This is a genomic window from Paraburkholderia sp. J67 (assembly GCF_905220265.1).
GTDB lineage: Bacteria > Pseudomonadota > Gammaproteobacteria > Burkholderiales > Burkholderiaceae > Paraburkholderia.
This window is the reverse complement of record NZ_CAJMZK010000005.1, coordinates 129,918-144,058: the sequence shown is the minus strand read 5'-3', so window position 1 is coordinate 144,058 and position 14,141 is coordinate 129,918. Positions and strand designations below refer to the sequence as shown.

Genomic DNA, 14,141 nt, shown 5'->3' with positions numbered 1-14,141 from the left:
GAACGGTGAGGATGATTTTCCGGCACCCGACAGACCGGTAAGCCACAAGACGGGATAGATCACGCTTGTGTGTCGCATTCAGTGAGTGCACAACGGTAGGCGCTCTCTTCATAACAGGACGTTTCCAGCTAGAAGTTGCCCAGACTAATTGGGCTAATATAGCCGTCGATCGAGCAGGGGCTGCAACCGCGCATCAAGAATAAAGGCTGATCTAGCCCGGCTGCCACGTCTTTCGCATTGAAATATCCTCCGTGTACCTCATGTCGACCCCATCCAGTCAGCCAACCATGAATCTCGCCGAAGCGCTTCAGCGTGCGCACGCTCACTGGAACGCCGGTCAGGCCGATCAGGCCGAACAGTATTGCCAGCGCGTGCTCGCGGTCTGGCCGGGCCAGGCCGATGCGCTGCATCTGCTCGGCCTGATGGCCCATGCCTACGGCAATCTGGACGTAGCCATTGAGCATCTGCGCAAGGCCTGCATGGCGCCGCGCGCACCAGCGATGTATTCGAGCAACCTGGCCGAAATGCTGCGCCAGAAGGGTGCGCTGGCTGAAGCCGAGGCGGCCGGGCGACGCGCAGTCGCGATGGATCCGTCGAACGCGATGACCTGGAACAATCTGGGTATCGTGTTGCAGGAGGCCGGCCAGTTCGAGGAGAGTCGCAATTGTCTCGAACGTGTGGTCGCGCTCAAGCCCGACTGGCCAGAGGCCTGGAACAATCTGGCCAACACCTGTCGCCGTCTTGGTCGCTTCGACCTGGCCGAGTCGCATTACCGGCGGGCGCTGACCCTCAAGCCCGAATATCCTGAAGGGCACAGCAATCTCGCCTTCCTGCTATCGACGCAGGGCCACGCCGACGAAGCGGCCGCTCTGGCCCGGCGCGCCATCGAACTCAATCCGCGGCTGGTGGACGCTTACCTGAATCTGGCCGACGTGGAAATGTCGCGGCGTAATCCCAGCGCAGCGCTGCGCGCGCTTGACATGCTGCGGGCGTTCGCGCCGCAGCATCCCGCTGGGCTCCTGGCGTACGCGAAAGCGCTGCGGCAGGAAGAACGTCACGACGAAGCGCTCACGTTCGCGCGTCAGGCGGTGGCGATCGTGCCGCAAAGCGCAGACGCGCGCTGTACGCTCGCGACGCTGCTTCAGTCGCTCCACCAGACGGACGAAGCGCTCTCGCAGTTCGACCAGGCCGCGCAATTGCCCGGCGCGGTCGCCGAGGAAGCCTTGACGGGCCGCGCGACGCTGTTGTTGCAGGCCGGGCGCAAGGACGAGGCGTTGGCCGCGTTCGATCATGCGTTAGCGTTGTTTCCCGAGTCGGCGCCATTGCTCACTGCGCGTGCCGATGCCAGAACCTTCAAGGCAGGTGACCCCGACTTCGCCGTACTCGAAGGGTTTCTCGCGCAAGGCGAGCGTCGCGCGAAGGCGGATCTCATCGCTGTGCATTTCGCGTTAGGCAAGGCCTGGCTCGACGTGAAAGATTCCGCAAAGGCGTTTCATCACTTTGCGTCAGGCAACGGCCTGAAGCGCTCTACCTTCGCTTACGATTCGACGAGAACCGGTGCGTGGATCGAGGCTATCGCGGCGGCGTTTCCCGCCGGGTTGTTTGCGCGGATGAGCCATTCGGGAGCGGAATCGGAGATGCCCGTTTTCGTGATCGGCATGCCGCGTTCGGGCACGACGCTGATCGAGCAGATCCTCTCGTCGCATTCCCAGGTGAGCGGCGCGGGCGAACTATCGACGTTGCGCTATGCCGTGGAGGCGCGCGGCGCCTTTCCGGAGATGGTCGCCCATCTGAGTGAGCAAAGCGCCACGGAACTGGGGCGCGACTATCTCAGACGCGTCGCGCCGCTTGCCAACGGGCGGTCTCGCCTCGTCGACAAGATGCCGGCCAATTTCCTTTACGCCGGGATCATTGCCCTCACGCTGCCGGGCGCGCGCATCATCCATGCGCGGCGGGACGCGGTGGACACCTGTCTGTCCTGCTACAGCAAGCTGTTCGGCGGCGACCAGTTGTTCAGCTACAACCAGACCGAGCTAGGCGAGTTCTATCGCCATTACGAGCGTCTGATGGCGCACTGGCGCGCCGTATTGCCCGCTGATCGATTCATCGAGGTGGACTACGAGGCAGTGGTGGATGATCTGGAGGGCGAAGCGCGCCGTCTCATCGGGTTCCTTGGTCTGCCCTGGGAAGACGCGTGCCTGCACTTCTACAACAACCGGCGGGTGGTGCGCACGGCGAGCGTCAATCAGGTCCGTCAGCCTATCTACCATAGCTCGAAGGGGCGCTGGCGAGAGCATGCCGGTCATCTCGGCGAGTTGCTGGCAGCGCTCGGGATCGCGTCGTGACAGCGCTCGATAGCGCCCGTGTGCGCGAAGTCGAACAGCAGGCACGCGCACTCGTGAATTCCGGCCAACTCGAAGCAGCGGAGGCGCTCGTGCGCCCCTGGCTCGCGTCAGGCACCGGGCCGCTGGTGCTGTGGCGCGTGCTGGCGGCGGCGATCCGGCCGCAGGGGCGTATCGCCGAGACGCGGGCGATCCAGGAAATGTTGGTTGCCAACGCGCCGGGGGATCTGCCGGCGCGCTTCGACTTGTCGGAAACACTGCTGTTGATGGGCGATTTCGAGCGCGGCTGGCGTGAATACCGCTATCGCTACAGTCTTGCGCATACCTCGTCGATTGAACGCAAGGTACAGATGCCACGCTGGAACGGCCAGCCGATGCCCGGCCGCACCTTGCTCATTCACGACGAACAGGGTTTCGGCGATACATTCCAGTTCATGCGCATGGTGGCGTGGGCAAAAGCGAAAAGTGGCGCGCGCGTCGTATTCGAGGTGAACCCGGCAACATACTCGCTAGCACAGCGCGCGGAAGGTTTCGACGATCTGATCGTCCGCGGTACGCTGCCGCCGCGCTTCGACATGCATTGCGAATTGATGAGCCTGCCCATGAGCATGGGCCTGAAGCTGGCGGACCTGCCGGGCAAGATGCCTTATATGAGCGCCGACGCGGGGCGCATCGAAAAATGGCGCATGCGCCTCGCCGATCTCGCGCGTCCGCTCGTCGCGCTCGTCTGGGCAGGCCGTCCGACGCACTTCAACGATGCCAACCGCTCGATGTCGCTCGCGCAACTGGCGCCGCTAGCGCGCTCGGGCGCGACGTTCGTCTCGATTCAGAAGGGGCCGGCGTCCTCACAGGCGTTAGACGCGCCCGCTGGCATGCGCATGGTTTCGCTCTCGGACGAGATCGCCGATTTCGAGGATACGGCTGCGATTCTGAGCGTGGCTGATCTGCTGATCTCGGTGGACTCGTCGCCGGTGCATCTGGCGGGCGCGCTCGGCAGGCCTGCGTGGGTGTTGCTGCCGTTCGTGCCCGACTGGCGCTGGCTGCTTGGGCGCGACGACACACCCTGGTATTCGTCGGTGCGCCTGTGCCGACAGCGTGCGCGTGGCGACTGGGGCGGGGTGATTGACACGGTGGCGCAGGATCTGACCGCGTGGACCGCAGCAAGGCAGCAAGGCCATGCGAAGCGCTAGCGCGGTGTGGGTCGTACGGTTAGTGGCAGTTGCGGCCTCCATACTGATGGCTGGCTGCGCGGGCATGGACCGCAATCAACACGCCGACGCACTGGCCGCCAGCGCGAGCCTCAAGCGTGAGCAGATCACAACGGGCGATTTTGTGCTGACCGCGTTTGTCCGCGTGACACAGTCGCACGCGCCTATTGACGTCTATATAGAAGGCGATGGGCTTGCGTGGGTATCGCGCACGGAACCGTCGCTTGATCCCACGCCACTCGATCCCATTGGCCTCGCGCTTGCGGCCGTGGATCCGGCGCCAAACGTTGCCTACATCGCGCGCCCGTGCCAATACACGCCGATGGCGCTCAATTCCCGCTGTGCAATCACCTGGTGGACCGACAAGCGCTTTTCAGCCGAGGTGGTCGCCTCGATGAACGAAGCCGTCGATCAAATCACAGCACGCGTGCCGGGCCAGCGCGTCAACCTGACCGGTTATTCCGGTGGCGGCGCAATTGCCGTTTTGCTGGCGGCGCAGCGGCGCGATATCGGGCTGCTGAGAACCGTGGCGGGCAATCTCGACGACGAATATGTCAATGCGCTGCACCATGTGTCGGCCATGCCGGGCTCGCTTAATCCGATTGATTACGCCACCCGCGTAAATCTATTGGCACAGGTGCATTTCAGCGGCGCAAACGATTTCGTCATACCGCCCGAGGTCGCGCGCCGCTTTATTGGCGCAGAAGGGTCAACCGGCTGCGCCCGCGTGCAGATTGTTCCTGGCATGACGCATACGGGTGAATGGCAGAAGGTTTGGTTGCAATTGCTGGGCGTATTACCCACATGCATGACAAATGGGGGCATGAATGCGGATTGACTTAAATCGCTTTAATTAAAAGAGCACGCGTCAGAAATATTGTCAACATGTAAGGCAAGGTAAGAAACCGGATTGATCGTTGCATGTGCATTCATGCTAATGTCGCGTGCGAAACATGCCGGTGATACCAATGCGAAATAAAATTCTCTGCATTTTTATTTGACTCAGGCCTGTGCATTAAAGCCTGAGTCATTTAATTTCGCGTTTGCTTGAATGTATCTGGCTCGCTGTATCGATAAAAAATTCTGACCAGTAAGAAAAGAAAAAAGCTTATCCAGGGGGCGACCAGGGCCGGTCGCATTTGAAATGCTGTGCTGGCATCAGGACCAGCACAGCAAAAGCAAAGGACAACAATAATGAATCGCGCATATAGCGTCGTCTGGAACGAGGGACGTGGGGAATGGCAGGCGGTTGGCGAACTGGCAAAGCGGACCGTCGCCGGGTTCGGGGGGACTTCGGTGACTTGCCGCACGCGTCTCCCACTATTGACGCGCCGGCTTGCGCCCAGCGTGCTGACGGCGGCCGTAGCAGGCGCCTTGACGTTGATGTCGGCGTCCGATGCGCGGGCTGCAGTCCTATGGGAGACCGGAAATTATGTGGTTTCCGCCAGTCAGTCTGTCTTTGGGGTGACGGGCTTGATGGCGGTCAATACGGTCGGCACGCTCACCAACTATGGGACCATTTCGGGTGAAACCGGCGTCTTCGCATTTTTCGCCACGATCAGCTCCATCGCCAACAGCGGAACGATTTCCGGTTATTCTACCGGCCTCTATAGTATCGAGAGCACGATTGACACGCTGACCAATACCGGGACCATTTCCGGATCTACCGCTGGCATCTTGAATGATGGCACGATCGGTAGCCTCATCAACAGTGGCGTCATAACCGGTACTTATGGTGTGTTCAACGAGAGTGCGGGTTCGATCGGCACACTGGTCGATACGGGCTGGATTGGCACGAGCGGGGCCGACATCACGATCGCCAGCGGGACCGTCAGCAGCGCCGAACTGACCGTGACAAACGAGGGTACTATCGGCACGGCGATCGAATCGGGCATATACAACTCGGTGTCGATCACAGGTATTACCAACAACGCTACGATCACTGCCGGCACGGGCCTGACCATCCTGGGCACGGCCGCGGGAACGCAGACGAGCGCCGGTATCTATAACGATACGACTGGCACGATCGGCACGCTGACCAATAGCGGAGTGATTTCCGGCGGCGACTACGGCATCCTGAATAAAGGCACGATTGAAACGCTGGCCAATACCGGCACGATTTCCGGCGCAGACGAAAGCATCTGGAATCAAGGCACGATCGTCTCGTTGGTCGACGCCGGGTCCATTACCGCCAGCGGCGCCGATGTGACGATCGCGAGCGGTAGCACTCTCACCGCCCCGACGCTTTCGGTCTACAACACGGGTACGATCGGCCTTGCGGTCGAAGCGGGTATCTACAACGACGAGTCGATCACCGGGATCACCAATAACGGCACGATCGATGCTGGCACGGGGCTGACCCTCTCGGGCAGCGGGACCAGCTCCAGTGTCCTGAGCGGTATCTACAACGACGCGAGCGGCACGATCGGCTCGCTGACCAACAACAGTAGCGGGGCGATTGGCAGCACGGATACGGAAGCCGGTGTCATCAATTATGGTTCGATCGACGCGTTGAATAACAGCGGCACCATCGCCGGTGATTTCGCGGCATACAACGATGGATCGATCGGCACGTTGACCAATAGCGGCACGATCAAAGGTAATGATTATGGTGTAGTGAACATCGCCACGATCGATTCGCTCATCAACAGCGGCACGATTGCCGCTTCCTTCGAAGGGGTGCTGAATCTCGGCACGATTGGAACCGTGAACAATAGCGGGACCATTTCCTCCACGGATTATGCCTTCGTCAACGACGATGGCCGGATCGGCACGCTGAGCAACAGCGGCCTGATCACCGCTGGCGACACCGCGATCAAAACCAGCGCCGGCACGATCGGGACGCTCAGTAACAGCGGCACGATTTCGGGTAACGCCGACGGGGTCTATGTCGACGGCACGATCGGCGCGCTCGACAACAGCGGCACCATCTCCGGCGGCCAGTACGCAATCTACAACGCCTCCACCGGTACGATCGGCACATTCAGGAATTCCGGCGTTATCGAAGGCAATATCGCCAATCTGTCGAGCACGGCGCTCACGATCACCGGCGGCGACGGCACGATATTCGGCACGCTCACGGGCTATGGCGACACCATCGGCACGATCACCAGCGACGCGGGCGTGAACTTCAGCAGCGGCAACATCCTGCTGAACGACAATATCAATGTGGGCAGCGGTACGGTCAGCAACACGAGTGCGACGCTTGAAGTCGACAACACCGTCACGATCACCGGCAACTACTCGCAAGGCGAGGCGGCGACACTGCTCGTGGGCGTCTCGAGCGGCACAAGCTATGGCTCGCTCGTCGTCACGGGCGACTCGACGATTGCATCCGGATCGTCGGTCGAACTCAAGAGCACCAGCGGCTATGGCTTCGCGGCGGGGCAGCGCTATGTCGTAGTCCAGACCGAAGGCACGGCCACCTATAACGCGAGCACGCTGAAGTACTCGGTCGCGGGCTACAGCAGCGGCGCCACTGGCAGCGTCACGACTTCGAATGGCGACACCGATCTGGTGGTGACGCTCAACAGCGCCGCCTCCGATACAGGAACCGGCACCGGCACGGATACTGGCACGGGAACGGGTTCCGACTCGGGTTCCGGCTCCAGCTCCAGTTCCGGCTCTGGCGGCGACACGACGAGCACGACGTCCTACGCTTCGCGCGCCACCCAGACCAACGCAGAGAACGTCCTCACGGGACTGCTCGGTTACAGCGGCACGAGCAACGCACAACTGCTGAATCTTTACGATGCGACGCTTGCCGCAATCGAAAGCGGCAGCAGCGCAACAGCCAACCGCGTGGGCAACCAGCTCTCGCCGCTGCAAACCCAGCGCGTGGGGACCGTCTCGACGCTCGACGCCATGAGCGTGGTCGGGACTCACCTCGACGCACTGCGTGTCGCCCAGGGGCAGGGTGCTACCGGCCTGTCGACCGGCGACAACCCATTGAACTGGACCGCTTGGGGCCAGGCCTTCGGCGGCCACGCCAGCCAGAACGAGCGCGACAACGTCGCGGGTTACAGCGCGAATTACGGCGGCCTCGTGCTGGGCGCGGATCGCGCCTTCGGCGATGCCTGGCGCGTGGGCGGCGCGTTCCATTACTCGCATACCGCGACCAACTACAGCGACGATCAGGCGGGCGACAGCGCGGGCATCAATGCGTTCGGCCTGATCGGCTATGCGAGCTACCAGGGCGCGCCGTGGTACGTGAACGTCTCGGGCGCGGTGACCCAGCAGCACTACGACACGACGCGCGTGGTCAGCATGACCGGCTACGAAGGCGTGGCCAACGGTAGCTTCAACGGCCAGCAGTACGCAGCCCACGTGGAGTTTGGCTGGCCGCTCGCGGTAGCCAGCGCTACGCTGACGCCGCTTGCGAGCTTCACGTATAGCCGCCTGAACCAGTCCGGCTATACGGAAACGGGCGGAAATGGCTCGGCGCTCACGGTGGGCAGCCTGGGGACGAATTCGTTGCGCAGTGCGATCGGTGCAAAGCTCGAGAAGGCTTACGAGACGTCATACGGGCTGCTGGTGCCGGTCGTGTGGGCGCAGTGGATCCACGAGTACGACCAGACCCGCCAGAACACGGCGGCCTACTTCTCGGGTGCGGCCGACGAGACGGGTTTCACCACCACAGGCGCTACGCCGGTGAGCAACCTGGCGGATCTGTCTCTGGGTGTGACGCTGGTGCGCGCAAACAACCTGAGTCTGTCTTTACGCTATGACCTGCAGGTGGGGTCGGGTTTCGTGTCGAATACCGGCATCCTCCGACTTCAGCAGAAGTTCTGAGAATCAAGGCAAATCTGTACCCGGCGATGGCAAGCGTGCCATCGCCGGATGCGGCTGAGTGGAGTGGTCTGATTTTCACGGAACAAGTACTGACATCTGTCCCGGTTGCACGACCTTGATCACGCCAGCCCACATGCACATGAGCGTTGCGCCAGCATCGAGCGCGGGCATGGAGCCGATCAGCACCGTTGGCGAGCCGCCGGGAATCCACGGAGCCGTTGTCGCAGGAATGCACGGCATGGGAGTAAAGACGCCGAGCGCGGCGGCGGTCGCCCCGATCACCGCGGGATTGGCCGGACTCTGACACATGGCGAACGGGGCGATATTGACGATCGGTGCCGAATCCATGATCGTGGCGGCCGGAACGCCGCCAGCCAGAACGCGATTCGCGGGCAGGACGTTGAGCACGCCGGGCGCGGCGCCGAATGAACATTGCAGCGTAGCGCCCGTGCAAACTTGCGGACAACTCATGATCGTCTCCAGCTAGTGCGTGCGGATGTCTGCGCGGTGGCCTGCACGATGGCCGGCATCACGCGGCCCGATCCGACGGATTGCGCGCATCGGAGGTTTCGCCGTCCCACCATTGCTTCCAGCGCGGCACGGGCTTGCCGTTCGCACCGATCATGCGGCCATCTTCGCTATAGCGCTCGGCGTCAACGATGGGTTTGCCGCTGGCGTACGCCTGTCGCAGTGCGATTTGCCCATTCGGGTGGAAGCGCTGCAGAAAGCCCTGCAGCTTGCCGTGCCGGTAGTGGGCCTCTTCGAACAAGGCGCCATCCGTGAGCCATGTGCGGCAGGCGCCCTGTAATTGGCCCTGCACGTAGTGAGCCTCGCGCTGCAAACGTCCATCGGGGAAGTAAAAGCGCGCCTTGCCGTCGAGTTTGCCTGCACGATGCGTCACTTCGGCCGATGGCGTGCCGTCCGCATTGAAATACGTCGCGGGGCCGTTCAGCACGCCGCGCTCGTAGCGCAGGATGGCGAGCGTGCGGCCCTCGGCTTCAACGCGAACGGTTCCGTGCAGCGCGCCGCCAAGCGCGGTGCCAGCCACGCGCGAATCGTCGCGTTCGATCGTCACAGGTTGAAGTTTTTCCATCGCATGTCCCTGAATTTCCTCAGTTCAGCTTGACGATGCCGCCCTTGACGGTCAGCATCGCGCCGCCGTCGACGGTCTGTTCGACGCTGCCTTTGTTCGTCAAACTCTGTGCTTCGTTCGACAGCGTGCCGTCCGATTTATTGGTGAGCGCTGTGCCCGCCTGGTTGGTGAGCGACATCGCGGCCTGGTGGGTCATCGACGCATCGCTTTTGGCGGTGAACGTGCCCGTGCTTTGTATCGAGAGCGAGCCGCCCACCTTGATCGTGAGATTGCCGTCGATCGTAAGCGTCATATCGCCCGTGACCGTCTGCTTGAGCGCGCCGCCCACCGAACGTGTCTCGTCGCCGCCGGCCTTCACCGTGCGAGCGGCCTTGATGTCGATGGTCTCGCCGCCGGTCTGGACCGTCACGCTCCGGTTGCCTTTTTCCACCGTGAGCGTTTCGTCGCCTTCCTGGATCGTGTGGCTGCGCGCGTTCTTCACGGTGCGGGTTTCGTCGTGTCCGATCGTGGCGCTTGCATCATTGAGCACATTCACGTTGAGATCTTTTTGTGCCTGCAAAAAGACTTCTTCGCTATCCTTCTTGTCCTCGAAGCGCAGTTCGTTGAAGCCCGCGCCGCCCTGCGAACTGTTGGTTTTCAGGCCCGATTGGGTCTGATTGTCGGGCAGGGCATAGGGCGGCAGGTTCGCGCCGTTATAGACGCTGCTCGTCACAAGCGGCCGGTCGGCATCGCCGTCGATGAAACTCACGACCACTTCGTCGCCGATACGCGGCAGGAACTGCATGCCAAAGCCCTTGCTCGCCCATGGCTGCGCCACGCGAATCCAGCACGAACTCTGTTCGTCGCGCTTGCCTTCGCGATCCCAATGGAATTGCACCTTGATGCGGCCGTACTGATCGGTCCACAACTCCTCTCCGCTCTTGCCGACGACAGTTGCCGTCTGGGTCGGCATGAACGGACGGCGCGTCGTGCGCGGCGAACGCCAGCTGACCGAAGCGGGAAACGCCTCGAAGCGGTTGCGATAGTGCGTGTGATCGGCCTCATGCACGACGCTCGCCACGACCCATTCGATATTCGCGTCCTGCGCTTCGTGGCCCGCCAGCGTGAAGCGATAACCGGGCGTGAGCGCTCGGCAGTCGCTTTCGCCGATCAGCCGGCGCGTGCTCGCGCGAAGGGCGTCCACGCGTTGTTTGGCGAGCGTGGACGCCGCATCGCTGGTCGCGAAGCGGCCCGGGTATTCATAGACCGCCAGGCCGTTCTGTGCCGCTTGCGCTTGCGAGAATAACTGGGCGCCCGGCGTCTCCCACGCGTAGTCGCCGTGTGCGAAGTCCCCCGTGGCGGTCTGTTCGACGACTTCGCAGTAGAGGATCTGGCCGCTTTCACGCGCGCCGCCTACGTGGCTCACGCCGCTCGCGAGCGGCGCGCAATCGAGCGTGGCCGCGCCGGGCAGTACCGCGAAGGCATCGTTGCTATCGGCGATCACGAGCGTATGCACGCCGTCCTGGTGGCGAAAGAAGTAGAACCAGCCTTCTTCCTCGCACAGGCGGCTCACGAATGCGAAGTCGCTTTCGCCGTATTGCACGCACCATTCGCGCGTGGCGGGCGTGCCGCTGATCGAGAACGCGTAGTCGCTCATACCGTGCCCCGAGAACACGGCTTCGACGATCTGCATCGACGTTTTGCCCTGAAACACGCGATTATTCTGCGCCAGCGTGAGCAGCCAGAGCCACGAGCGCAGCGTCAACGCGAAATGGCTGGCTTCGACCGTAGACGGCAGTTGCGCGGCGCGCGTGCAGAGCGCATCGACGAGGCGTGCGTTTTCGCCCCACACGAACTTGAGCGTCGCATGCTGGCCGGGCATGCCGCCGCGCGCGGGCGGCGGCACCGCGCCAAGCGCGCGCACGCTGACTTCGGTGGGCGCGTCCAGTCGCTCGTCCACCGTCACCTGGGCGGCGAACAGGCCCGCAAAGGCGCTACCAGTGAGTTCGATGCGGGCGTTGGTGTCGGTGAGGGGCGGTCGGTCCATCGGCGATATCAGGTTGGCGGGCAGAGGAGTCGAAAGGCGCCGCTCATTCGAGCGCCCACTGGGCAAGTGTGCCGACCAGCTCGTTCATCAGCACGCTGTCGATTTCGCGCGCGCCGGCGCTGCGGCAGTGCGCGAGCACCGCGTCGATGATCCCGGCGTCGAAGGCGAACTGTTTGCCAGTCGCGTCGCGATAGCGGGTACGCAATTGTTCGAGCTTCATTTCGATGATGATGCGCAGGGCCGCGTCGTCGAGCGCGACATAGGGCACGGCCGTCATGCGTGCAAGAAACGCGGGCCGGAAGGTCTCCTGAAGCGTGTCGTGCAACTGACGATTGAAGGCCTCGGCGGCGAGCGCGGAAGCGGGCGTTTTCAGCAGCAATTCAGCGCCCACGTTGCTGGTCGCGAGAATCACGGTATTGCGGAAATCAACCACCAGTCCTGTGCCGTCCTCCATCACGCCTTTGTCGAACACGTTGTAGAACGCTTCGAGCACGTCGGCGTGGGCCTTTTCGATTTCGTCGAGCAGCACGACGCTGTAGGGGCGGCGGCGGACCGCCTCGGTCAGTGTGCCGCCCGCCGCATGGCCCACATAACCGGGCGGTGCGCCGCGTAACTGCGAGACGGTATGCGCTTCCTGATAGGCCGCGAGATCGATCACGATAAGATTGCGCTCGCCGCCATAGAGCGCGTCCGCGAGCGCATAGGCAGTTTCGGTCTTGCCGACGCCTGTGGGCCCCACCAGCAGAAACACACCCACCGGTCGCAGCGGATCGGCCAGACCCGCGCGCCATGCCCGGATGCGTCGCGCGATGCGTTCGAGCGCCGCGTCCTGACCGACGATGCGCTGCGCGAGCCGCGTTTCGAGCGTGCGGACGGCGTGCATTTCGTCGGCGAGCATCTTGCCGACCGGAATGCCGGTCCATCCGGCGATCACGGCCGCCACGGTCTTGGAGTCGACGCACACGGGCACCATCGGATCGTCGTCGCGAATTGCGTCGAGACCGCTTTCGAGGCGCGCGAGTTCGGCTGCGAGGTCTTCGAGTGCGTCGGCGCTTTCTTGCGCGCTTTTTTCCTCGCTGTCTTCTGCGATTTCGCCGGCATTGTCTTCGGCATTGGCGTCGGTGCTTTTATCGAGCGCGGCCAGACGCGCGCGCACGGCCAGAATCTCGCGCACGGCGGCGGCTTCATCGCGCCAGCGCGATTCCAGCTCGTGCACATGCGCCGCGTTACGGCCATGCTCCGCTTCGAGCGCGGCGACGCGCTGCGTGTGATGGGCGCCCAACACCATTTCCGCACGCAGGCGCAGCAGCTCGTCGCGCAGTGCACGTTCGCGGTGACGCGCGTTTTCGAGTTGCACCGGCACGTCGTGCTGGGCGAGCGCAACCCGCGCGCAGGCCGTGTCGAGTACGGCAATCGCCTTGTCGGGCAACTGGCGGTCCGAGATATAGCGATGCGAGAGCTTCACGGCATCGACGATCGCGGCGTCCAGCAGCGTCACGCCGTGATGCGCCTCGAAGCGCGGGGCCAGCGCGCGCAACATGCCGATGGCGGTTGGCTCGTCCGGCGCCTCGACCTGCACGAGTTGAAAGCGCCGGGCGAGCGCCGGATCGCGCTCGAAGTATTTCTTGTATTCGAGCCAGGTGGTCGCGGCGATCGTGCGTAGCTCGCCGCGCGCGAGTGCGGGCTTGAGCAGGTTGGCCGCGTCGCTGCCGCCTTCCGCGCCGCCCGCGCCGATCATCGTGTGGGCCTCGTCGATGAAGAGAATCACCGGCATGGGCGCGCGGCGCGCCTCGTCGATCACGGCGCGCAGACGGCGCTCGAATTCGCCCTTCACGCTCGCGCCCGCCTGCAGCAGCGCGAGATCGAGCACGCGCAGCGTGACGCCCGCGAGTGGCGGGGGCACGTCGCCGGCCGCGATGCGCAATGCCAGGCCTTCGACGATCGCCGTCTTGCCGACGCCGGGCGCGCCCACCAGCAGCGGATTGTTCTGGCGCCGCCGCAGCAGGATATCGACGCTCAGGCGGATCTCGGCGGTGCGCCCGACGATCGGGTCGATGCGTCCCGCGCGGGCCTCGCCAGTGAGGTCGATGGTGTACTGATCGAGCACGGGCAGCGCAAGCGGCTGCGGCGCGGTTGAACTTGTGGCGGCAGGGGCCTTGACGCTCTCGCCGATGCTCCCGGCGGGTGCGACAGGTGGGGCGGGCACGTACGCGGCACGCTCAGGTGGCAGCCACGCGGACAGATTCGCGCGCAGCGCCGCGCTCGCGACGCGCAGCAACGACGGTGCGCTCTGCGCCGTGCGTGCCCGCAAGCTGCTGTTGTCGAGCAGCGCAATCAGCAGCACGGCCGCGCTCACATGCGAGCGTTGCAGCACCACGTTGGCCTGCACCAGCGCGTCCTGGAGCCACACGAGCAAATCGGGGGAGAGGGTCGGCGTGGCGCTATTGCCGCGCCGCAGCCTCGCCAGCGCTTCATTGAGTTCAGCGCCTGGCGTGGCGCGTTCCAGACCGAAACGCGGCAACACGGCGGCGAGTTCGCCATCCTGCGGCTCCAGCAGTGCAAGCAGCCAATGCTCGACCTCGACGGCGAAATGCGTTTCGCGCAGGCAGTGATGCGTCGCCCGTTCGAGGGCGTCGCGCGGTTCGCGCGCGAGGCGCGCCATCAGCGTCTTGAGATCCATC

8 protein-coding genes and 1 pseudogene are annotated in these 14,141 nt (G+C 63.5%); 5 read left to right on the top strand and 4 right to left on the bottom strand.

The genetic code is table 11. The features are described 5' to 3' along the window. Positions 1–260 precede the first annotated feature (260 nt). The 5 genes and pseudogenes from U5782_RS12275 to U5782_RS12260 all read left to right on the top strand — a co-directional run bounded on the left by U5782_RS12275 (position 261) and on the right by U5782_RS12260 (position 8,341). Positions 261–2,345, top strand: coding sequence for a tetratricopeptide repeat-containing sulfotransferase family protein (locus U5782_RS12275; protein WP_322044089.1), 2,085 nt, complete (start codon positions 261–263; stop codon positions 2,343–2,345). Positions 2,346–2,365: 20 nt separating this feature from the next. Beyond that, positions 2,366–3,532, top strand: a complete 1,167-nt coding sequence (locus U5782_RS12270; RefSeq protein WP_415914316.1) for a glycosyltransferase family 9 protein — start codon at positions 2,366–2,368, stop codon at positions 3,530–3,532. A 64-nt stretch (positions 3,533–3,596) separates the two neighbouring features. Beyond that, positions 3,597–4,388 (top strand): alpha/beta hydrolase, encoded by a 792-nt coding sequence (locus U5782_RS12265; RefSeq protein ID WP_322044087.1) that lies wholly within the window; start codon positions 3,597–3,599, stop codon positions 4,386–4,388. Between the two features lie 356 nt (positions 4,389–4,744). Further along, a pseudogene (locus U5782_RS41615) lies at positions 4,745–4,840 on the top strand (ESPR-type extended signal peptide-containing protein); the annotation flags it as partial. Positions 4,841–4,984: 144 nt separating this feature from the next. Then, positions 4,985–8,341 carry an autotransporter domain-containing protein gene (locus tag U5782_RS12260; protein ID WP_322044086.1) on the top strand — a complete coding sequence of 1,119 codons (3,357 nt, stop codon included), beginning with the start codon at positions 4,985–4,987 and terminating at the stop codon, positions 8,339–8,341. Between the two features lie 75 nt (positions 8,342–8,416). Here the strand turns inward: U5782_RS12260 and U5782_RS12255 are convergent, their stop codons facing one another. From U5782_RS12255 to tssH, 4 genes are read right to left on the bottom strand one after another with little or no spacing between them, the layout of a single operon-like run. Continuing rightward, positions 8,417–8,812 carry a DUF4280 domain-containing protein gene (locus U5782_RS12255; RefSeq protein WP_322044085.1) on the bottom strand — a complete coding sequence of 132 codons (396 nt, stop codon included), beginning with the start codon at positions 8,810–8,812 and terminating at the stop codon, positions 8,417–8,419. 58 nt (positions 8,813–8,870) lie between these two features. Further along, entirely contained in the window at positions 8,871–9,434 is a 564-nt protein-coding gene (locus tag U5782_RS12250) for a hypothetical protein (RefSeq protein ID WP_322044084.1), read from the bottom strand. 19 nt (positions 9,435–9,453) lie between these two features. After that, the gene (locus tag U5782_RS12245) at positions 9,454–11,460 is read right to left on the bottom strand and encodes a type VI secretion system Vgr family protein (RefSeq protein WP_322044083.1); all 2,007 of its coding nucleotides are present in this window, start codon (positions 11,458–11,460) and stop codon (positions 9,454–9,456) included. A 43-nt stretch (positions 11,461–11,503) separates the two neighbouring features. Further along, on the bottom strand, positions 11,504–14,140 hold the full coding sequence (tssH, locus tag U5782_RS12240; protein ID WP_322044082.1) for a type VI secretion system ATPase TssH: 2,637 nt from the start codon (positions 14,138–14,140) through the stop codon (positions 11,504–11,506). Between the last annotated feature and the right edge of the window lies 1 nt (position 14,141).

Excerpts from the sequence above, each read along its gene's own strand:
- U5782_RS12245 (WP_322044083.1), bottom strand. The coding sequence starts at position 11,460 with ATGGACCGACCGCCCCTCACCGACACCAACGCCCGCATCGAACTCACT.
- U5782_RS12275 (WP_322044089.1), top strand. The coding sequence starts at position 261 with ATGTCGACCCCATCCAGTCAGCCAACCATGAATCTCGCCGAAGCGCTT.
- U5782_RS12250 (WP_322044084.1), bottom strand. The coding sequence starts at position 9,434 with ATGGAAAAACTTCAACCTGTGACGATCGAACGCGACGATTCGCGCGTG.
- tssH (WP_322044082.1), bottom strand. The coding sequence starts at position 14,140 with ATGGATCTCAAGACGCTGATGGCGCGCCTCGCGCGCGAACCGCGCGAC.
- U5782_RS12255 (WP_322044085.1), bottom strand. The coding sequence starts at position 8,812 with ATGAGTTGTCCGCAAGTTTGCACGGGCGCTACGCTGCAATGTTCATTC.
- U5782_RS12265 (WP_322044087.1), top strand. The coding sequence starts at position 3,597 with ATGGACCGCAATCAACACGCCGACGCACTGGCCGCCAGCGCGAGCCTC.